Consider the following 21252-nt stretch of genomic DNA (forward strand, 5'->3'; position numbering starts at 1 on the left):
CCGAACACGCGGCTTCAACGGGCCGCCAGGTGGTGAGAGTTCAGTTATGACGGGCGAGCGGAAACAGGCTGATCAGGAGAGGGCGCCGAGCGGGAAGACCCGCGAGCGGCAGCCGAAGGGGGCGGCCGGATCCGTCCAGTCCGTGGACCGCGCGGTGAGCGTTCTGGAGATCCTCGCGCGGCACGGGGAGGCCGGAGTCACCGAGATCGCCGACGAGTTGGGCGTCCACAAGTCGACGGCCTTCCGGCTGCTCGGGGTGCTGGAGAACCGCGGCCTGGTCGGCCAGGCGAAGGACCGCGGGAAGTACTTCCTGGGTGCGGGTGTACTCCGCCTCGCGGGGGCGGCGGCAGTGCGCATGGACATCTCGCAGGAGGGCGGCCCGGTCTGCCGTGAGCTGGCGGACGAGCTGGGCGAGACGGTCAACATCGCGGTCCTGGACGACGACGCAGCGGTCAACATCATGCAGGCCCGCGGCCCCGCGTCGGTGACCGCGCAGAACTGGCTGGGCCGGCGCACCCCGCTGCACGCCACGTCCAGCGGGAAGGTGCTGCTCGCACACCTGCCGACGACGCTGCGCGAGGGCCTGATGGCGCGCACCCTGCCGCGTCTGACCGACCGGACGGTGACGGGCACGGCGGCGCTGCGCGGCGAGCTGGAGGCCGTGGTCGAGCAGGGCTTCGCGGTCGCCGTCGAGGAGTTGGAGGTGGGCCTCGCCGCCGTCGCGGCGCCGGTGCGCGCGCACGACGGCAAGGTGATCGGCGCGCTCAGCGCGTCGGGCCCGGTCTACCGGCTGACCGAGGACCGGCTCACCGAGATCGCCAAGCGGACCGTCGCGGCGTCCGTCGAGCTCTCCCGGCGGATGGGGTACGGCTTCTGAGAATCCGCTGGAGCCCGGCCCGGCGAAGGGCGGGACCGCAGCGGCGTCGCAGCGTACGCGCGCGTGGGGCGAGGTCGGAGGTTCCGGCCTCGCCCCTTCGTGTGCCGCGTGCGCCCCCTGGTGCCCCCACGCAATCGAGAAGGCTTGGCTCCGCCCCCTTGACGGCCTCTTGATGGCATTCCCAGTATGTCTCTCATCGCGCAACCGAACGTGCAGTACGCAACAACTCCGCCACGCCGTGCGCAACAGCAGAGGAGTCTGGCCGTGCCCCACGAGGTCCGTGCCGTCGTCGCCCCGAAGAAGGGCGCTCCCATCGAGGTGCAGCCGATCGTCGTGCCCGATCCCGGCCCGGGAGAGGTGCTCGTCTCCGTCCAGGCCTGCGGGGTCTGCCACACGGATCTGCACTACCGGGAAGGCGCGATCAACGACGCGTTCCCGTTCCTGCTCGGCCATGAGGCGGCCGGCACCATCGAGGCGGTCGGCGCCGGCGTCGACGAACTCGCCCCCGGCGACTGTGTGGTGATCGCCTGGCGTGCGCCCTGCGGGGCCTGCCGCTCGTGTCTGCGCGGCCGCCCCTGGTACTGCTTCGACTCGCGCAACGCCGCGCAGCCCATGACGCTCCTTGACGGCACCCCGCTGAGCCCCGCGCTCGGCATCGGCGCCTTCGCCGAGAAGACGCTGGTCGCCGCCGGACAGGCCGTGAAGGTCGACCCCGCGGCCCGCCCCGAGGCCGTGGCCCTGATCGGCTGCGGGGTGATGGCGGGGTACGGGGCCGCGGTGAACACCGGCGGCGTCGGCCGCGGGGACACCGTCGCCGTGATCGGCTGCGGCGGCGTCGGGAACGCGGCCGTCGCCGGGGCGTCGCTGGCCGGGGCCCGCCGGGTCATCGCCGTCGACATCGACGAGGCGAAGCTGGACGGCGCGACCCGCTTCGGCGCCACGCACACCGTCAGCTCCCGTGGCACGGACCCCGTCGCGGCGGTGCGCGAACTGACCGGCGGCCACGGCGTCGACGTCGCGATCGACGCGGTCGGCACCCCGTCGACGTACCGGCAGGCCTTCTTCATGCGTGACCACGCGGGGGTGCTCGTGCAGGTCGGGGTGCCCGATCCGGAGATGGCGGTCGAGCTGCCGCTCATCGAGCTGTTCTCGCGCGGCGGCGCCCTCAAGTCCTCCTGGTACGGCGACTGCCTGCCCACCCGGGACTTCCCGATCCTGGTCGACCAGTACCTCAGCCGCCGCCTCGACCTGGGCGGTTTCGTCTCCGAGACGATCACGCTCGACCAGGTGGAGGAGGCGTTCGCGCGGATGCACCGGGGCGAGGTGCTGCGATCGGTGGTCGTCCTGTGAGCGGCGGCCGGCCCGCGGGGCCCCGCGTCGTCGTCATCGGTGCCGGCATCGTCGGCTGCTCGCTCGCCGACGAGCTGACCGTCCGCGGCTGGACCGACGTGACCGTCCTCGACCAGGGCCCGCTGCCCGCCCCCGGCGGCTCCACCTCGCACGCGCCGGGCCTGGTCTTCCGCACCAGCCCCTCCAGGACGCTGACGGCGTTCGCCGCGTACACCGTGGAGAAGTTCAACGCCCTCGAAGTGGACGGCCTTCCCTGCTTCCACCCCGTCGGCGGTCTGGAGCTCGCCACCACCCCCGAGCGCTGGGCCGACCTGCACCGCAAGGCCGGTCTCGCCGCGTCCTGGGGCGTCCACGCCGAGCTCGTCGGCCCGGCACGGTGCAAGGAGCTGTGGCCCCTCGTCGACGCCTCCCGGGTGCACGGCGGTCTGTACACGCCCGACGACGGGCTGGCCCGTGCCGTGCCCGCCTGCCGGGCCCAGATGGAACGGGCACGCGCGCGTGGCGGACGTTTTCTCGACCGCCACACCGTCACGGGCATCGAAAAGGACGGCGATCACGTCACCGCCGTCGTGACCGACCGCGGCACCTTCCCCGCCGACCACGTCGTCTCGGCGGCCGGGTTCTGGGGGCCGGTGATCGGACGGATGGCCGGGATCGACGTCCCCCTGCTGCCCCTCGCCCACCAGTACGTGAGGACGACGCCCCTGCCCGAGCTCGCGGGAGTCGACGACCCTCGTGCGGAGGCGACGCGTCCGATCCTGCGCTTCCAGGACCGCGACCTCTACTTCCGCGAGCACACCGACCGCATCGGCATCGGGTCATACGCCCACCGGCCGCTGCCCGTGGACCCGTTCGCCGTCCCGGCCTATGACGACGCCGCGGACATGCCGTCCTCGTACCCCTTCACCGAGGAGGACTTCGCGCCGAGTTGGGAGGAGTGCCGCCGGCTGCTTCCCGCGCTCCGGGAGGCGGAGATCCACGAGGGCTTCAACGGCGTCTTCTCCTTCACGCCCGACGGCATGCCGGTCCTGGGCGAATCCCGTGCGCTGCGCGGCTTCTGGCTGGCCGAGGCCGTCTGGGTCACCCACTCCGCGGGCGTCGCCAGGGCGGTCGCCGAGTGGATGGTCGACGGGCGGCCCTCCCTCGACCTGCACGCATGCGAACTGACGCGGTTCGAGGACGCGCAGCGCTCCCCCGCGTACGTGGCCGAGCGCGGTGCGCAGCAGTTCGTCGAGGTGTACGACGTCATCCACCCGCTCCAGCCGATGGACCGGCCGCGCCCCCTACGGGTCAGCCCCTTCTACGCCCGCCAGCAGGAGTTGGGCGCCGTCTTCCTCGAAGGCGGCGGCTGGGAGCGACCGCACTGGTACGAGGCCAACGCCCCGCTGGCCGAGGACGCCGAGGTGCCCGGGCGCGACGCCTGGTCCGCCCGGCACTGGTCCCCCATCGCGGCCGCCGAGGCGCGCGCCACCCGCGAACGGGTCGCCCTGTACGACATGACGCCGCTGCGCCGCCTGGAGGTCGCCGGCCCCGGCTCCCTCGCCTTCCTGCAGCACATGACCTCCAACAACCTGGCCAAGAGGCCGGGTTCGGTCACCTACACGCTGCTCCTCGACGAGGCCGGCGGCATCTGTTCCGATCTGACCGTGGCACGGCTCGCCCCGGACCGCTTCCAGGTGGGCGCCAACTCCCCCGCCGACCTCGACCGGCTGCTCCGGCACGCGCCCCGTGACGTCCACGTCAGGGACATCACCTCGGGGACCTGCTGCGTCGGCGTCTGGGGTCCACTGGCCCGCGCCCTCGTCCAGCCCCTCACGACCGACGACTTCTCGCACGAGGCGTTCGGCTACTTCAAGGCGAAGGAGACCTGCGTCGGGCACGTCCCGGTCACCGCCATGCGTCTGTCGTACGTCGGTGAGCTGGGCTGGGAGCTCTACACCAGCGCCGACCTGGGGCTGCGTCTCTGGGACACGCTGTGGGAGGCGGGGCGCGCGCTCGGCGTGGTCGCCGCGGGGCGGTCCGCCTTCAACAGCCTGCGCCTGGAGAAGGGCTACCGCGCCTGGGGCCACGACATGACCACCGAACACAACCCCTACGAGGCGGGCGTCGGCTTCGCCGTCCGGATGAACAAGGGTGACTTCGTGGGGCGTGCGGCGCTCGAAGGCCTCGGGCAACCCACCCGGAAGCTGACGGCGCTGCTCCTCGACGACCCCGCCGCCGTCGTCCTCGGCAGCGAGCCCGTGTACGTCGACGGCGCCCCGGCCGGGTACGTCACCAGCGCCTCGTACGGGTACACCCTGGGCCGCTGCGTCGCGTACGCCTGGCTGCCGCCCCTGGAGACGGGAGCCGGCGTGCACATCGAGTACTTCGGCGAGAAGGTTCCCGCGACGGTCGCCGAAGAGCCCCTGTTCGACCCCGAGATGTCCCGCATCCGCCGCTAGCCCCGCCAGGAGGCACCGGTGTCCCCCACCTACGACGTGATCGTGATCGGCCTCGGCGGCATGGGCAGCGCCGCCGCCCACCACCTCTCCGCGCGCGGCGTGCGCGTCCTCGGCCTGGAGAAGTTCGGCCCGGTGCACAACCGCGGCTCCAGCCACGGCGGTTCGCGCATCACCCGGCAGTCCTACTTCGAGGACCCCGCGTACGTACCGCTGCTGCTGCGCGCCTACGAGCTCTACGACCGCCTCGAACGCGACACCGGCCGCGACGTCGCGACCCTGTGCGGCGGCGTGATGCTCGGCCGCCCCGACAGCCGCACGGTCTCCGGTTCCCGGCTCTCCGCCGAGCGGTGGGACCTGCCGCACGAGATGCTCGACGCCGCGGAGATCCGCCGCCGCTTTCCCACCCTCACCCCGCGCGACGACGAGGTGGCCCTGTACGAGGCGCGGGCGGGCTTCGTACGCCCCGAGAACACCGTGGCCGCCCACCTCCAACTGGCCACGCGGCAGGGCGCCGACCTGCACTTCGAGGAGCCGATGACGCGGTGGGAGCCGTACCGGGACGGCGTGCGCGTGCACACCGCGGAGAACACCTACACGGCCGGCCAGCTGGTGATCTGCCCCGGCGCGTGGGCGCCCGCCCTGCTGACCGACCTGGGCGTGCCGTTCACCGTCGAACGGCAGGTCATGTACTGGTTCCGCCCCGCCGGCGACGAGCACCGCTTCTGGGCGGAGCACCATCCGATCTACATCTGGGAGGACGCGGACGGCGTCCAGGTGTACGGCTTCCCCGCCCTCGACGGGCCCGGCCTCGGCGCGAAGGTCGCCTTCTTCCGCAAGGGCACCCCCTGCACCCCGGAGACCATCGAGCGGACCGTCCACGACCACGAGGTCGCGGCGATGGCCAAGCAGGTGGGGCGGCTGATCCCGGACCTTCCCGGCCGCTTCCTCAAGGCCGCCACCTGCATGTACTCCAACACCCCCGACGAACACTTCGTCATCGCCCGCCATCCCGCGCACCCCGGATCCGTCACCGTCGCGGCCGGCTTCTCCGGGCACGGCTTCAAGTTCGTGCCCGTGGTCGGCGAGATCCTCGCCGACCTCGCCCTGGACGGCACCACCGGGCACCCCATCGAGCTCTTCGACCCCAGCCGCCTCGCCGCCACGCCCGCCTGAGGGACACGAGACCCGCACGAGGAGTACGAGAACCGTGACGACGACCCCCTTGCCGCCGAGTCTCATCGCGACCCTCCCCGGCCGCTACTACACCGACCCGGAGATCTTCCGGCAGGAGCAGGAACGCGTCTTCGAGGCGCTCTGGTTCTGCGCGGTGCGCTCCGCCGATCTCGACAAGCCCGGCGCCTTTCGCACGGTGTGGGTGGGCCGGGAGAGCGTGCTCGTCACCCGCTCCCGCACCGGCGAGCTGCGCGCCTTCCTCAACGTGTGCCGGCACCGCGGGGCCCGGCTGTGCACCGAGGAGTCAGGTCAGGTGCGCCGCGCCCTGCAATGCCCGTACCACGCCTGGACGTACGACCTCGACGGCAGGCTGATCGCCGCGCCCAACCTGGTGAAGATGCCCGACGTGGACCGCGCCGCCTACGGCCTGGTGACGGTGGCCCTGCGGGAGTGGCTCGGCTACGCCTGGGTGTGTCTGGCCGACGAGCCGCCCTCCTTCGAGGAGACCGTCATCGGCGCGGCGGTCGAACGGCTCGGCGACGCGGCGTCCATCGAGCGGTACGGCACCGAGCGGCTCGCGCTCGGCAAGCGCGTCACCTACGACGTGCGGGCCAACTGGAAGCTGATCGTCGAGAACTTCATGGAGTGCTACCACTGCGCGACCATCCACCCCGAACTGACCGATGTCCTGCCGGAGTTCGCGGACGGGTTCGCCGCGCAGTACTACGTGGGGCACGGCGCCGCGTTCGGCGAGGAGGTCGGCGGGTTCACCGTCGACGGCGGCGCGGGCTTCGAGCGGCTGCCCGGCGTCTCCGGCGACCAGGACCGCCGTTACTACGCGATCACCGTGAAGCCGACGGTGTTCGTCAACCTCGTCCCCGACCACGTGATCCTGCACCGGATGTTCCCGCTGGCCGAGGACCGCACGGTCGTCGAGTGCGACTGGCTGTACGCACCCGAGGTCGTCGCGTCCGGCGCCGACCTGACGCACTCCGTGGAGCTCTTCCACCGGGTCAACACGCAGGACTTCGCGGCCTGCGAGCGCACCCAGCCCGCGATGGGGTCACGCGCCTACCGCGCGGGCGGGGTGCTGGTGCCGACCGAACACCACATCGGGCTCTTCCACGAGTGGCTGACGAAACAGCTCGCTACGTAGTGGACGCCTTCGGGTCCTGGGTCGGGGTGCTGGTCGCCTGTGCGGGGACCACGGGTGCGGCAGCCGTCGGCCGCTTGTACATCCGCGTCGCGGTGATCTCGCCGTGCACCGTCTCGCCGGCCGGGTCGTCGGGGTCTCGCTGCGGCAGGCCCGGGCGCAGGTGCTCCTCGACGCTGATGTACTTCAGGCCCGCCCGCAGGTCCGCGTCGTTCCGCAACCGGATGACCAGCGGGAACTCGGCGAGCGCCGTGGTGTCGAAGAGACCGGTCGTGTAGAGCAGCTGCACGCCGAGCGCGTCCGAGACGGCCCGCTGGAGCTCCAGGAGGTACGTCGCGTTGGCGCGGCCGATGGGGTTGTCCAGGAAGAGCGTGCCGGCGTGCCGGTGCTTGTCGCGGCCCCGGTCGTTGCTGCGCAGCGCGGCCATCGTGCAGTACAGGGCGATGGCCGCGGTGAGCAGCTGGCCGCCGGAGAAGACGTCGCCCATCTGTCCGACGGGGACGCGCTCGGCGCGCAGCACGGCGTCCGGCTTGAGGATCTCCACGGCGACGCCGCGCGGCTCCAGGGCGGCCTGCACGCCGCGCAGCAGCAGGGACATGCCGTCGCGCCGCATGTCGGAGTTCTTCTTGACGGCGGCGCGGGTCGCCTCGTCGATGACCTCGCCGAGCCGCTCGACGAGCGTGGCCTGGTCGGGCTCGTCGAAGCGGACCCGCAGGAACTCCTGGCCCGACCACTCGCCGAGCCCCTCGGGCAGCCGGGAGAGGCGCTGGGCGGACCGCAGGGTCGCGAGCGCGGACTCCACGAGGCCGCGCAGGCGGTCGACGATGGAGTCGCGGTTGCGCTCCAGCTGCTCCAACTCGTCGGTCAGGACGCGCAGTCGGGGCGCGAAGGCGTCGGCCCACTTCTTGGCGTGCTCGGGCAGCGCGGAGGCGGGCAGCTCGCGGATCTGCTGCCGGGCGGGGGTGCGCACCTGCTCGTACCGGGTCGAGTTCGCGTGACGCACGAGGATGTCGCTCGCCTCGCGGACGGCGGACTCGGCGGTCGAGAGGTCGGCGGCGCAGCCGCGCAGCAAACGGCGGGTCTCCGCGGCGGCCTGGCGGGCCTCCTCGATGGATCCCGGGTAGCTCTCGGAGGCCTCTTCGGGGTCCTCCTCCTGGTGCTCCCGCAGCAGGTCGCGCAGGAGGGCTGCGGTCTCGTCGAAGCCGCCGGCCGCGTCCTCGGTGACGCGGTGGGCGTGCAGCAGGGCGGCGTGCGCCTCCTTGGCGCGGCTCAACGCCTCGGTGTGCGCGGCCAGTTCGCCGGTGGCGGTGCGCAGCAGCGCCTGGGCCTGCTCGGCGTCGGCGGGGACGAGCTCCTCGGGGAGCTCGGTGTGGGCGCCGCCGTCCTCGGGGGCGTGCCGCTCGGCCTCGCCGCGCAGCCGGCCCAGCTGCTCGCTGGCGGTGGCCGCGCGGGCCTCGATGAGCTGGACCTGGGCCTCCGCGCGCGCGGCGGCGGCCTGCCGGGAGGGCCCGTCGGAGCCGTCGGTGCCTTCGAGGAGGAGGGCCGCGCGGGTGCGGACCTTGTTGCTGAGCCGGTCGAGCTCGGCGAGGGCGGCGCTCTCGTCGCTCTCCGCGCGGGCCTGCTCGGCGCGGAGGTCGGCGCCGACGCCCACCTTCTCGTAGAGCTGGGAGGCCGCGCGGTAGGCCTCGCGCAGGGCGGGCAGGGACGTCTTCGGGGCGTCGCTGTCCTCCGGCACGTCCTCGGGGGCGCCGGCGATCTCGGCGCGCTCGGCGCGCAGCGCGCGGGCGGTGCGGCGGGCGTCGTCGGCGGTGCGCTGGGCGGCGCGGCGGTCCTCGTCGGCGGCGCGGGCGCGGTCCAGGCAGGTCTGGGCACGGGCCTCGGACTCGACGGCGTCGTCGGCCAGTTCGCGCAGCTTGGCCTGCCAGCCGGCCCGCTCCCGGAGCCGGAACGCGAGGCCCGCGAGGGCGTCGGCGGCACGCCGGGCGCGCTGGGCGGCCTCCTGGCGTTCGTCACGCACGCGTGCCGCCTCGGCCGCCGCCTCGTCGGCCTCGGCGCGCGCGGTACGGGCCTCGGCGAGCTCGGCCTCGGCCTCCTCGGCGAAGGCGCGCGCGTCGTGGGCGGCGGTGGCGAGCTCGGCGAGGCGGCCGCTCGGGCAGCCGGCCCGCCAGGAGGCCAGGCGCGCGGCGAGCTCGCGGTCCTTGCCGAGCCGTACGGCGAGCGCCCGGATCTCCTCGTCGCGCCGCGCGGCCCGGGCGCGCAGCGCCTGCCGCTCCTCGTCGGCGGCGTGCTCGTCGTGCATGGCCGGGTTCGGCGGTACGAGGAAGACGCCGCTGTCGGCCGTCTGCTCGCCCGGCATGGGGGCGAGGAGGGCGGCGGCGGTCCCGACGGCGACGGCGGAGCGGGGCAGCAGCGCGGCGTCGGCGAGGGCCTCGCGGGCGCGTGCGTGGGTGTCCGGGTCGGTGATGACGACGCCGTCGACCAGCTCGGGGCGGGCGGCGAGCACGCGCGCGTGGTCGGCGGGGTCGACGGCCTGCGCGAGGTAGCGCCAGCCGGGCAGCGCGGGGATGCCGTGCTCGCCGAGGAACTCGACGGTGGCGAGGACGTCGGGGCCGGGCGGCAGCAGTCCGCCGTCGCCGAGGGCGCCGAGGATGCGGGAGTCGTCGGCGGCCGCGGTGCGCAGGTCGAAGAGCTGTCGTTCGGCGGAGGCGACGCCCTCGTCGAGGAGGGCGCGCAGGTCGTCGGCGGACCGGTCGAGCTCCGCCACGGAGAGGGCGCCGTCCGTACCGCCGGTGTCGTCCGCACCGGTCTCGGCGGGGTCGGCGTGGCCGGCGGGGTCGGCGCCGCGGCGGGGGTGCGGCACTCCGCCGTCCTCGGCGGGCAGGCTCAGGAGTTCGGCGAGCCGGTGGTCCCGGGCGAGGGACGCGGCGGCGCGGCGCTCGGCGTCGTGGGCGGCCTCGGCGGCGGTCGCGGCGTCCGACGCGCGGGCCGCGGTCAGTTCGGCGCGGGCCTCGGCGGCGGCCGTCTCCTTGGCGTGTTCGGCGGCGCGGCGTGCGGCCTCGCGGGCGGTGTCCCAGGCGGCGACGGTGGTCTTTTCGGCGTCGCTCGCGGCGAGCGCGGCGCGGGCCGGGTCGGCGTCGGGTGCGGTGTCGTCGAGCCAGCCCGCGCGGACGGCTTCCGCGGTCTCCTGCTCGACCTCGGAGAGGCGCTGCTTGAGGTGGCCCGCCTCGCTGCGGGCGCGCTGTGCCTCGGTGGCGGCGGCGGTCGCGTCGCGGTGCGCGGTCTCGCCGGTCTCCTGGAGGACGGCGGAGCGCTCCTCCTCTTCGTTGGCGTGGTTCTCGGCGCCTTCGGCCGCGGTGTGCAGGGCGCGGACGAGGTCGGACGCGGCCTTCGCGCGGGCGGCCAGGGCGGGCGCCGCGTCCCGCTCGGCCTCCCGGATCGCGACGGCCACCCGCGCGGAGCGGTCGGCGGCCGCGCGGTGCCGCAGGACGGCTTCGGCGGCCTGCCAGGCGGAGTGCAGGGTGCGCGCGTCGGCGAGCTCGCGGCGCAGCGCGGCGGCGGACTTCTCCGCGACGGTGAGCGCCAGCGAGGCGTGCCGGTAGGCCAGTTCGGCGGAGATCAGGGCGCTTCTGCCGCGCGCCTGCTCGGCCTCGGTGACGGTGTGCGCGGCGGCGGTGACCCGCTCGGCGAGTTCGGCGGCGCGGCCGCGCTCCTCGACGGCGCGGGCGGAGAGCCTGCGGGCCAGGGTCCGGGTGCGGCGCTCGGCGCCCGCGTGCACGTCACGCGCGCGTGCCCGGGCGTCGGCCGCCTCGACGATGCGGCCGAGCAGGTCGACGGAGCCCGCGGTGAAGTCCCGCTCGGCCATCAGCTCGGCGCGGCGGCCCAGCTTGTTGCCGAAGCCGTGGACGAGGTCGGCGAGGCCGTCCGTGTCGCGGGTGTCGGTGACGGCGCGCAGCAGCAGGTCGGTGAAGTCGGAGTCCTTCTTGACGGCGAAGAGTCCCGCGGCCTCGCCCTCGTCGGCGTTCATCTCGCGCTGGTAGCGGAAGAGTTCGGGGTCGAGGCCGAGGTCGCCGAGGTGTTCGTTCCAGCGGTCGTGGATCTCTTCCCAGTGCACCTCGAGGTGCGGGTAGGCCTTGACCGCCTCGGTCATGGCGTCGCGGAACCCCTTCATGGTGCGGCGGCGCCCCTGTGCGCCGGACGCTCCCTCCGCCGAGGGCCGCACGGCGGTGGACTCGGCGACGGGCAGCGAATCCAGGCTCATGCCGGGCCCGGGCCGGAAGGAGTACCAGGCCTCGGCGAACTTCCGCGGGTCGTTGGAGACCTGACGTCCGCGCCACTCGCTGACCTTGCCGACGACGACGCACTCGCCGGTCAGGGTGTGCTGCCACTCCAGGGCGACGTGCCCGCAGTCGTCGGCGAGCAGGAACTTGCGCAGCACACCGGAGCTGGCGCCGCCGAGGGTGTTGCGGTGGCCCGGCAGCATCACCGAGAAGATCAGCTTGAGCAGGACGGACTTGCCGCCGCCGTTCTCCAGGAAGAGCACGCCCGCGGGGGCGGGGCGGCGCGGCGGGCCGACCGGCTCGTCCTCGAAGAACTCCGCCTGGGCGGGCGCGGGGTCGGGCACCTCGGCGCCGACGCCGCGCAGGTCGAGCACGGTGTCGGCGTAGCGCGCGCCGGCGGGACCGATGGAGTAGAGGCGGACCCGGGACAGCTCGTACATGGCGGCGGACTCTCGTCGTAAGTCGTGCGGAACGGCAGGAAGTTCAGGGAGGCGGGACGGGCGGCCCGAAGGCCGGTGCGGGGCGGGGTCAGGAGTGGAAGGGCAGCCCCGCGTCGGCGGCCAGCTCCAGGTCGTCGGGGTCTTCGGGCGGCAGCAGGGTGGCCGAGCCGTCGGTGACCGGGACGACACCGAGCTCCAAGAGCTCCGCCATGGCCGCGCTGCCCGCCATGTCGCGGACCTGGAGCTGGTAGCGGGCCGTCGTGCGGTACGTGCCTCCGGAGTCGTCCCCGGTGCGCTGCAGGAAGCCGGAGTCGGTGAGGAAGGCGACGGCCTTGGCGACGATGCCGGTGGTGGATCCGGCGAGCCGGCGGGCGTCCTTGGTGGCGCCGGTGGAGCTGCGGCGCGCCCAGATCCGCCAGGCCGCCTCCAGGCCGGGGGCGTCGGTGGCGGGGTCGGTGTTCTCGCCGAGCTCCTCGGCGCGCTCCTCCAGGCGGTGGCAGGCCTGGCGCACGAAGGCGTCCACTCCATTGACGGTGACGCGCCCGATGTAACCGTCGTCGGCGAGGTCCTCGGGGCGCGGGAACGCCATGGCGGCGACGGCGAGGTGGGCGAGGCCGTGCAGGAAGCGGTCGGTGGAGTCGGTCGCGGCGCGGCGGGCGTAGTCGCCCATGCGGACGGCGAAGACGGAGCCTTCCTCGGCGGTCACCGCCATCCCCGCGCGCGGGGACACCTCCAGGACGACGAGCCCGAGACCGGTGGCGACGGCGTCGGCGAGCCGCGCGAAGGGCGGGTCCTCGCGGTAGCGGCGGAGCAGCTCGGCGTACTCCTGGTCGCGGGCGGGCTGGAGCTTGGGCTGCAGGCCGAAGGAGACGAGCCGAGCGGCGTCGGCGGCGTCGGCCGGGGTGACGGGTGCGGGGGCGGCGGGCGCCGCCGTGGTGTCCGGCTCGCCCCACGCGGCGTGCTCTGCGGGGTGGTCGGTCACGGCGTGTGCTCCTTGTGGGGGTGGTGCTGCGGGTGGGGGTGGAACGGGTGCGGCGGCGTGTGGGGGCCGGGGCGGCCGGCGAGGGAATCGGTCATGGTCAGGCCGCCTCCGTCCGGTCGGCCGCCATGCCGGCGGCGTCCAGGAGTGCGGTACCGACGATGAGGTCGGCGCCGCCGAACTCGTCGTCGTCGAGCTGGGTGCCGTCGTCCACGGCGAAGAGCAGCTTCTCCTCGCCCTGGCGGTAGGCGGTGCCGACCGGCGGGCTGGCGGCGTGCACGGCCAACAGGGCGACGAGGTAGGGCAGTTCGGGGTCGCGGCGGCGGGCGTCGGCGAGGAGCCCGGAGAGCCGGCGCGGCGCGTCGGCGGGCAGGTCGAGCAGTTGCATGGCGCTCGCGAGCTGTTCCTCGCTGAAGCGGCTGTCGTCCGGGGTGGCGATGAGGTCGGGCTCGGGCATCTCCGCGCCGAGGTGCTCGCGCTCCTGGGGCGGCGTGAGCAGTATGTCGACGAGGTCGACCACCCGTACGGAGGTGGGGGTGCGCAGGCCGGTCCCGCGCGCGAAGAAGGCATCCGTCACGCGGGTCGCCTGCTCGGCGGGGAGCGGCAGCAGGGGGGCGACCAGCTGTCCGTAGAGGTCGAGGCCGGTGCGCGCGGTGGGGGCGGCGAAGGCCTGCCGGTCCTGTTCGGCGCGGAACAGCGGGCCCGCTTCGAGGAGCCGGGACTGCAGCTGCGTGTGGCGCCGGATGCAGTCCTTGACGATGTCGACCAGCTCGGCGGCGCGGCGTTTCTGCTCGGGGTCCTCGGACTCGTCGCGCGCCTTGCGGATGTTGGTCAGGATGGCGTTCTCGTGGCGGTAGCGGTCGGCGACGTGGTCGAGCGCCTCCGCGATCATGTCGGGGACGGCCCGGAGCCAGTCCACCGCGCGGACGTTGCGCCGGGTGGCGTCGAGGGCCTTGCGGAGGGTCTCCGAGTACTGCACGGTGCGGTAGCGCGCCTGCTCGGCGGCGAGCTGGGCGTCGGCGAGCCTGCCGCGGCTGATCAGGACCTCCAGCTTCACCTCGGCGGCGATCTGGGCGCTGGTGACGTCGGTGTCGAGGGCGCCGACCAGGACGTTGACCGCTTCGTCGGTCGTACGCAGGTAGACACTGCCGCCGTAGCCGGGGACCTCTTCGAGGAGCTTGAAGTCGTAGTCCCTGCGGACATAGGTGCCGTCCGTCGCGAACGTGCCGTACACCGCGCGGAAGCCGCGGTCGACGCTGCCGACGTTGATCAGGTTCTCCAGGACCCAGCGGGCCACCCGCTCGTGTTCGGCGGCCGGGCGGTGCGGGGCCTGGGCTGCGACGCGCGGGAGCAGCCGGGTGACGATCTGGTCGTGGTCGGCGCCGGTGTCGAAGTCCATGGTGAGCGTGACGAGGTCGATGGCGGACAGGGCCACTTCCGCCATCGCGTACACCGAGTACTCGCCGGCGAGGTTGGCCTTGCGCACGTCCAGGTCGTGCAGCGGAGCCGTGCAGGCCAGGGCGCGCAGGCGGCGCGCCAGGCCCTCGTCGGCGGCCGGGCCCGGAGCGGGCCGCGGTCCCGCGCTGAGCTGGGGCGGAGCAGTGTCCGTAACGGCAGGCGAAGTCACGGTGCACAGACTAGGTCCTCGGTCTGACAACGGTCGAAACGGCGCAGAAGCGACCGGCTCAGCCGCCCGCGCCGACGCGCCGCCCGTACACCTCGACGAGGCCGTCGAAGGAGTCCTCGAGGTAGTCGGCGAGCAGCCGTTCGGCCTTCCCGGCGTCCCCCGAGCGCAGGGCCGCGAGGATCTGCTTGTTGCGTTCGAGGTAGGGCTCGTGGAGCCGGCGCGGGTCGTCCACCACGTGGAAGGCCAGGCGCAGTTCGGCGAGGACGCTGCGCATGAGCTCGTCGGTGCGGGCGCTCCCGGCGAGGGCGACGAGCTCCCGGTGGAAGTGGATGTTGGCGGTGGAGACGCCCCGCCATCGCTGGTCGCCGGCCGCGCGCACGCCCTCCGCGACGGCGTCGGCCACGGCGTCGAGGGCGTACGGCGGCTCGCCGAGACCGCGGACGACCGCGCACTCCACGAGGCGCCGGGTGCGGTAGATGTCCCGTACGTCCTCGACCGTGAGCACTCGTACGAAGACGCCGCGGTTGAGCTGGTGCTCCAGGAGCCGTTCGTGGGTGAGCAGCCGGAAGGCCTCGCGCAGGGTGTTGCGGGAGACGCCGAGGGCGCCGCCGATGCTGTCCTCGGAGAGCCGGGTCCCCGGCGGGAAGAAGCCCTCGGCGATCCGGGTCCGCAGGATGTCCGAGACCCGCTCGGCGGTGCTGGTGCGCCCCAGGAGCGCACGGTCGTCGGCCAGTCCGCTCACGTCAGCCATCGCCTCAGCCATGCCCGGATTCAATCGCAGAGCGGAGAACGAAACAACACGGGTATTGAGGGATCGTTCAACGATCCTCTACCTTGTCGGGCACGGCTCTCCCCGGCGGTTCCCCGAACCGCAGGCTCCAGCACCCCCGTCCCCCCTCTGCGAGGTGCCCATGAGCACGACCCCGCCACCCCGGACCGCTCCGGCAGGACCCCACCCCGCGTCCGGGGACAAACCCGAAATACCCGACGACAGCGGCGCATTCGGCTGGCTGCGCGCCCTCGGCCCCCGCGGCCGGCGTGCCTTCGCGGGCGCCTTCGGGGGCTATGCCCTCGACTCCTACGACTACTTCACGCTGCCGCTGAGCATGGTGGCGCTCTCCGCGTACTTCGGCCTGGACAGCGGCCAGACCGGGCTCTTCACCACCGTCACGCTGGTCGTCTCCGCCGTGGGCGGGGCCATCGCGGGTGTGGTCGCCGACCGGATCGGCCGCGTCAAGGCGCTGATGATCACCGTCGTCACGTACGCGATCTTCACCGTCGCCTGCGGCTTCGCGCCCAACTACGAGACGCTGCTGCTCTTCCGCGCCCTCCAGGGGCTCGGTTTCGGCGGCGAGTGGGCGGTCGGGGCGATCCTCGTCGCCGAGTACGCCACGGCCAAGAACCGGGGCCGCACCCTGGGCGCGATCCAGAGCTCCTGGGCGGTGGGCTGGGGCCTCGCGGTCGTCGTCTACACGCTGGTCTTCCAGTTCCTCGACGACGACGTGGCCTGGCGCGTGATGTTCTGGACGGGCGCGCTGCCCGCCCTCCTGGTGATCTACGTGCGGCGCAACGTGCACGACGCCCCGGAGGCCGCCGAGGAGCGCCGCAAGAGCTCCCACAAGGGGTCGTTCACGGCCATCTTCAAGCCGGGGCTGCTGCGCGTCACGCTCTTCGCGGTGCTCCTGTCCACGGGTGTGCAGGGCGGGTACTACACGCTGGCCACCTGGGTGCCGACCTACCTCAAGGAGGACCGGGGCCTGACCGTCGTCGGCACCGGCGGCTATCTGACCTTCCTCATCTCGGGCGCCTTCATCGGCTATCTGGCCGGCGGCTACCTCACCGACAAGCTCGGCCGCAAACGGAACATCACGCTCTTCGCGGTCCTCTCCGCGGCCAGCGTCCTCGCGTACACGAACATCCCGGACGACGCCGACGGCCTTCTCCTTGTGCTCGGTTTCCCGCTGGGCTTCTGCATGTCGGCGATCTTCAGCGGCTTCGGTTCGTTCCTCAGCGAGCTCTACCCGGCCGCCGTGCGCGGTACGGGGCAGGGCTTCACGTACAACACCGGCCGCGCGGTCGGCGCGGTCTTCCCCACCATGGTCGGCTTCCTCGCCGACAGCTGGGGCGTCGGCGGCGCGCTCGTCTTCGGAGCGGTCGGTTACGGCCTCGCCGTCGTGGCGCTCCTCGGCCTGCCCGAGACACGGGGGAGGGAACTCCTGTGAACGCGCCGGTGAGCCACGGCGCCAAGGAGGCCCGCGCGGCGTTCCGTTCGGGCGAGAGAAGCCCCACCGCAGGCCGGGCGGCGGGCTTCACACAGGCCAACCTCATCTCCGTCCCCGCCGACTGGGCGTACGAGATGCTGCTGTTCTGCCAGCGCAACCCCAAGCCCTGCCCGGTGCTCGACGTCACGGACGCGGGCGCGTGGACCACCCCGCTCGCCCCGGACGCCGACCTGCGCACGGATCTGCCGCTGTACCGCGTGTGGGAGCACGGCGAGCTCGCCGACGAACCCACGGACGTCGTCGGCCGCTGGCGCGAGGACCTGGTGACGTTCCTGCTCGGCTGCAGCTTCACCTTCGAGTGGGCGCTCGCCGCCGCCGGGGTCCCGCTGCGCCACATCGAGCAGGGCCGCAACGTCCCGATGTACGTGACCACGCGCCCCTGCCGTCCCGCGGGCCGGCTGCACGGCCCCCTGGTCGTCTCGATGCGCCCCGTACCGCCCCGCCATCTCGCCGACGCCATCAGGGAGAGCGCCCTGATGCCCGCGGTGCACGGCAGCCCGGTGCACTGCGGCCACCCCGGGGGCCTCGGCGTCGAGGACCTGTCCCACCCCGACTTCGGCGACCCGGTGGCCGCCGAGCCGGACGACATCCCGGTGTTCTGGGCGTGCGGGGTGACCCCGCAGGCCGCGGTCATGGCGTCGCGGCCGCCGTTCGCGATCACGCACGCGCCGGGCCGGATGTTCGTCACCGACGCCCGGGACGACCAGTACCGCGTGGCGTGAGTCCGCCCATGACCCAGGAGACCTCCGTACATGAGCACCACCTCGATCGACCTCAACGCCGACCTCGGCGAGGGCTTCGGCCACTGGCACCTGACCGACGACGACGCACTGTTGTCCGTCGTCACCAGCGCCAATGTGGCGTGCGGGTTCCACGCCGGTGACCCGGTCACCATGCGCCGGGTGTGCGACCTCGCCGCCGGGCGCGGGGTGCGGATCGGGGCGCAGGTCTCCTACCGCGACCTGGCGGGGTTCGGGCGGCGCGCCATGGACGTGCCGGCCGCGGAGCTGGCCGCCGAAGTGGCGTACCAGATCGGCGCCTTGGAGGTGTTCGCGCGGGCGGCCGGTACGCGCGTGTCGTACGTGAAGCCGCACGGCGCGCTCTACAACCGCGTCGTCCACGACGAGGATCAGGCCCGCGCGGTCGTCGACGGCGTGCTCCTCGCCGACGCCTCGCTGCCCCTCCTCGGGCTTCCCGGATCGCGCCTCCTGGAGAGGGCGGAGAAGGCCGGACTGCCGGTCGTCACCGAGGCGTTCGCGGACCGCGCCTACACCGACGAGGGCACTTTGGTTCCCCGGACCGCCCCGGGAGCGGTCGTCGCGGAGGCGGACCGCGTCGTCGCGCGGTCGGTCGGCATGGCCCGGTCCGGCCGCGTCACCTCGCACGGCGGCCGCGAGATCGCCGTCCGCGCGCGCTCGCTGTGTCTGCACGGGGACACCCCGGGGGCCGTGGACCTGGCCCGCCGGGTGCGTGGCGCACTGGAGTCGGCGGGCGTGCGGGTGGAGGCCTTCGCATGAGGACCCTGCCGGTCGGTGACCGCGCCCTGCTCGTCGAACTCGCCGACGGGACCGAGGCGCAGGCCCTGCACGCCGAACTGCTCCGCCGCCGCGCGGCCGGCTCGCTGCGGGTACGGGAGATCGTCCCCGCCGCCCGCACGGTGCTCCTCGACGGCCTCGACGAGCCCGCACGCGTCGGGGCGGAGCTGTCCGGCTGGGAGATCCCGCCGCTGCCCCCGCGCGCGGGCGCCGTCCTGGAGATCCCCGTGCGGTACGACGGGCCGGACCTGGCGGACGTGGCCGCGCACTGGGGCGTGCCCGTGGCCGAGGTGGCACGGATCCACGCGGCGGCCGAATTCCGGGTGGCCTTCTGCGGGTTCGCGCCCGGCTTCGGCTATCTGACCGGGCTTCCCGAGCGCTACGGGGTGCCGCGCCGGGACACGCCCCGCACCGCCGTCCCGCGGGGCAGCGTCGCCCTGGCCGGACCGTACACGGGCGTCTACCCGCGGGCCTCCCCCGGCGGCTGGCAGCTGATCGGCTCGACGGACGCCGTGCTGTGGGACCCCGCGCGCGAACCCGCCGCGCTGCTCTCCCCCGGCGTCCGCGTCCGCTTCGTCCCGGCCCCGCCGCCGACGGACGAACCGAAGACCCCGTCCGGCGGGCCGAAGACCCGGTCCGGCAGCCCGGAGACCCCGTCCGACCGGCAGGCCCCGCCGGCCTCCGCACCGGAGGCGCGATGACCGACCGTGCCTTCGCCGTCGTGCGGTCCGGGGCGCTGACCACCGTGCAGGACCTCGGACGCCCCGGCCACGCCCATCTCGGGGTGCCGCGCTCGGGGGCCCTCGACCCGCCCACGCTGCGCCTGGCCAACCGGCTGGTCGGCAACCCGCCGGACGCCGCCGCCCTGGAGACCACCCTCGACGGCGTCGCCGTGCGCCCGCGCCGCCCGGTGACCGTCGCGGTCCTCGGCGCGCCCTGCCCCGTCACCGTGGACGGCCGCCCCGCCCCCTGGGGAGCACCGGTGCGCGTGCCCGCCGGAGCGCTCCTCGACGTGGGCGCCGCGGCCTCCGGAGTGCGGTGCTACGTCGCGTTCGACGGCGGCATCGCCGTCGAACCGGTGCTCGGCAGCCGCTCCACGGACCTGCTGTCCGGACTCGGCCCGCCCCCGCTGGCGGACGGCGCTGTGCTGCCCCTGGGAACTCCGGGCGGCCCGCACGCGCGCGTGGACGCCGTCCCGCTCCCCGCGCCGCCGCACGAGCTCACGCTGCGGGTGACCTTCGGGCCGCGGTCCGACTGGTTCACGGCGGCGGCGCTGAAAACGCTCACCACGCGCGCGTACCGGGTGTCCGCGGCGAGCAACCGCATCGGCCTGCGAACCGAAGGCCCCGCCCTGGAGCGCGCGTTGCGGGGCGAACTGCCGAGCGAGGGAATGGTGCTGGGCGCCGTGCAGGTGCCGCCGGACGGCAGGCCCGTCGTCTTCCTCGCCGACCACCCCACCACCGGGGGCTACCCGGTGGTCGCGGTCGTCCGGGAGGCCGACCTGGCCGCGGCGGCCCAGGCGCGGCCGGGGACTCCGGTGCGCTTCGTCGGGGCCGGCCGACGCTGACCCCGCGGCCGGCCGGACCACGCCGCACGGTCGTCCTACACGGCCGCGTCCGGGCCGATCCTGCTGCGCACCGCGCTCTGTACGTCGTCCTCTTCGGCGGGGTCGGCGGCGAGCCGCCTGAGCCGGTTGACCACCCGGGCGTCACCGGTCTCGGCGTGCCGTGCGGCGACCTCGCGGGTGGACTCCTCGCAGTCCCACAGGCACTCGACGGCGAAGCCGGCGGCGAAGGAGGGGTCGGTGGCGGCCAGCGCGCGGGCGGCGCGGCCGCGGAGATGGGAGGAGGCGGTCTCGCGGTAGACGTGGCGCAGCACGGGGGCGGCACAGGCGATGCCGAGGCGTCCCGCGCCGTCCACGAGGGTCCACAGCGTCGGCGCGTCGGGGCCCTCGCCCCGGACGGCCTCGCGGAGCGCGGCGAGGACGAGCTTGCTGTCCTGCGCGCCGCCCCGGCAGGCGAGCATCCGGCCCGCGGCGGCGCCGAGCGCGTCGGGCCTGAGGGCCCAGCGCCGGGCGCGCTCCACGGCGGCGACGCTGCGCATCCGTTCGAAGGCGCCGGTCGCGGCGTCCACCACGACCTCGGAGGGGTCCTGCGCGGCGTACTCGATGAGGTCGAGCACGGCGGGGTCGTGGGTGTCGGCGAGGTAGCGCAGGGCGGTGCCGCGCGCTCCGTCCGAGCCGGTGCGGGCGGCCTCGATGATCTCGGGGCGGTCCTCGGGGCCCGCGACCGCGGTCAGGCAGCGGGCGGCGGGCACGTACAGCACGGCGCCCCGCTCCAGGCCTTCCTGCGCCCAGTCGAAGACGGCCTGCACGCTCCAGCCGGGGCGCGGCCCTGAGGGTCGCATCTGGCGTTGCCAGCGGTCGAAGGAGCCCTGTTCCCGCGCGGCGCGCACGCGGCCGCCGACATCGGCGCGGGGGTCCTCTTCCCACAGGCGCCAGGGCCGCGGTTCGTAGGCGTCGCGGACGGCGGCGGCCAGCTCGGCCTCGCCCTCGGCGTCGGGAGTGAACCGGGCGAGCACGGGGGCGGCAAGGGCGCGCAGGCCCGCGTCGTCGTCGCGCAGCGCCAGCTCGTCCAGGGCCCACGCCCAGTTGGAGCCGAACGCCGCGTACCTGCGCAGCAGCTCCAGGGCGTCCTGCCTGCCGTACGAGGCGAGGTGTCCGAGGACGGCGAGGGCGAGGCCGGTGCGGGACTCGTCCGTGGTGAGGACGTCCTCGGCGTCGAAGAGGTGGCGCTCGATCTCGCCGAGCCCGCCGTGCAGGTCGAGGTAGAGCCGGGCGTAGTACAGCGAGCGGTTCTCCACCTGCCAGTCGTGGCGGGGATCGTGGAGCACGCAGTGGTCGAGGGCGGCGAGCGCCTCGGAGCGTGGGGCGGTGAGCGCGTGCAGCGTGCCGTCGCCGCGGCCCCTCTGCAGCAGGCCGAGCAGCGTACCGCTGGGCGCTATGACCGGATCGAACATGGGAAACAGCCTCACATCAAGCGTCGACGCAACCGGGAATCACGCATTACCTGGCCGTGCGCCAACACGTCGGGCCGCCCGCCGTCATTTGCTTGTCGAA

General features: G+C 74.3%; 15 protein-coding genes. 10 read left to right on the top strand and 5 right to left on the bottom strand.

Translation table 11 applies throughout. From position 1 onward, the window contains the following. The first annotated feature begins 46 nt into the window (after positions 1-46). The 5 genes from ACFYO9_RS27595 (at position 47) to ACFYO9_RS27615 (ending at position 6997) form a co-directional block, all read left to right on the top strand. Entirely contained in the window at positions 47-877 is an 831-nt protein-coding gene (locus tag ACFYO9_RS27595) for an IclR family transcriptional regulator (RefSeq protein ID WP_358713267.1), read from the top strand. A 264-nt stretch (positions 878-1141) separates the two neighbouring features. Beyond that, a complete protein-coding gene (locus tag ACFYO9_RS27600) occupies positions 1142-2227 on the top strand; it encodes an S-(hydroxymethyl)mycothiol dehydrogenase (protein WP_358778780.1) in 1086 nt (361 codons plus the stop codon). Next, positions 2224-4668, top strand: coding sequence for an FAD-dependent oxidoreductase (locus ACFYO9_RS27605; RefSeq protein WP_358778781.1), 2445 nt, complete (start codon positions 2224-2226; stop codon positions 4666-4668). The genes ACFYO9_RS27600 and ACFYO9_RS27605 overlap by 4 nt, the downstream gene beginning before the upstream one ends. A gap of 18 nt (positions 4669-4686) precedes the next feature. Further along, entirely contained in the window at positions 4687-5841 is a 1155-nt protein-coding gene (gene solA, locus ACFYO9_RS27610; RefSeq protein ID WP_358778782.1) for an N-methyl-L-tryptophan oxidase, read from the top strand. Between the two features lie 34 nt (positions 5842-5875). Next, complete coding sequence (locus ACFYO9_RS27615) at positions 5876-6997, top strand: aromatic ring-hydroxylating dioxygenase subunit alpha (RefSeq protein WP_358778783.1); 1122 nt, start codon at positions 5876-5878, stop codon at positions 6995-6997. On the opposite strand, the gene ACFYO9_RS27620 is transcribed toward ACFYO9_RS27615, so the two are convergent. The 4 genes from ACFYO9_RS27620 to ACFYO9_RS27635 all read right to left on the bottom strand — a co-directional run bounded on the left by ACFYO9_RS27620 (position 6990) and on the right by ACFYO9_RS27635 (position 15080). Beyond that, positions 6990-11711, bottom strand: coding sequence for a hypothetical protein (locus tag ACFYO9_RS27620; RefSeq protein WP_358778784.1), 4722 nt, complete (start codon positions 11709-11711; stop codon positions 6990-6992). The genes ACFYO9_RS27615 and ACFYO9_RS27620 overlap by 8 nt on opposite strands. Positions 11712-11799: 88 nt before the next feature. Continuing rightward, a complete protein-coding gene (locus ACFYO9_RS27625) occupies positions 11800-12693 on the bottom strand; it encodes a hypothetical protein (protein ID WP_355819495.1) in 894 nt (297 codons plus the stop codon). Positions 12694-12790: 97 nt separating this feature from the next. Continuing rightward, positions 12791-14317 (bottom strand): hypothetical protein, encoded by a 1527-nt coding sequence (locus tag ACFYO9_RS27630; RefSeq protein WP_358778785.1) that lies wholly within the window; start codon positions 14315-14317, stop codon positions 12791-12793. Positions 14318-14375: 58 nt separating this feature from the next. Then, positions 14376-15080, bottom strand: coding sequence for a GntR family transcriptional regulator (locus ACFYO9_RS27635; RefSeq protein ID WP_358778786.1), 705 nt, complete (start codon positions 15078-15080; stop codon positions 14376-14378). A gap of 148 nt (positions 15081-15228) precedes the next feature. On the opposite strand from ACFYO9_RS27635, the gene ACFYO9_RS27640 reads away from it, so the two are divergent. The 5 genes from ACFYO9_RS27640 to ACFYO9_RS27660 are packed head-to-tail and all read left to right on the top strand — an operon-like array spanning position 15229 to position 19701. Then, complete coding sequence (locus ACFYO9_RS27640; protein WP_358778787.1) at positions 15229-16539, top strand: MFS transporter; 1311 nt, start codon at positions 15229-15231, stop codon at positions 16537-16539. Continuing rightward, positions 16536-17321, top strand: coding sequence for a putative hydro-lyase (locus tag ACFYO9_RS27645; protein ID WP_388666664.1), 786 nt, complete (start codon positions 16536-16538; stop codon positions 17319-17321). Before ACFYO9_RS27640 ends, ACFYO9_RS27645 begins: the two co-directional genes overlap by 4 nt. Before the next feature lie 30 nt (positions 17322-17351). Continuing rightward, the gene (locus ACFYO9_RS27650) at positions 17352-18116 is read left to right on the top strand and encodes a 5-oxoprolinase subunit PxpA (RefSeq protein ID WP_358778788.1); all 765 of its coding nucleotides are present in this window, start codon (positions 17352-17354) and stop codon (positions 18114-18116) included. Then, positions 18113-18835, top strand: a complete 723-nt coding sequence (locus tag ACFYO9_RS27655; protein WP_358778789.1) for an allophanate hydrolase subunit 1 — start codon at positions 18113-18115, stop codon at positions 18833-18835. Before ACFYO9_RS27650 ends, ACFYO9_RS27655 begins: the two co-directional genes overlap by 4 nt. Then, positions 18832-19701, top strand: coding sequence for a biotin-dependent carboxyltransferase family protein (locus ACFYO9_RS27660; protein ID WP_358778790.1), 870 nt, complete (start codon positions 18832-18834; stop codon positions 19699-19701). The genes ACFYO9_RS27655 and ACFYO9_RS27660 overlap by 4 nt, the downstream gene beginning before the upstream one ends. Before the next feature lie 35 nt (positions 19702-19736). Here the strand turns inward: ACFYO9_RS27660 and ACFYO9_RS27665 are convergent, their stop codons facing one another. Then, positions 19737-21152 carry a HEAT repeat domain-containing protein gene (locus ACFYO9_RS27665; RefSeq protein WP_358778791.1) on the bottom strand — a complete coding sequence of 472 codons (1416 nt, stop codon included), beginning with the start codon at positions 21150-21152 and terminating at the stop codon, positions 19737-19739. Between the last annotated feature and the right edge of the window lie 100 nt (positions 21153-21252).

Source organism: Streptomyces sp. NPDC005863 (assembly GCF_042871345.1).
Lineage (GTDB): Bacteria > Actinomycetota > Actinomycetes > Streptomycetales > Streptomycetaceae > Streptomyces.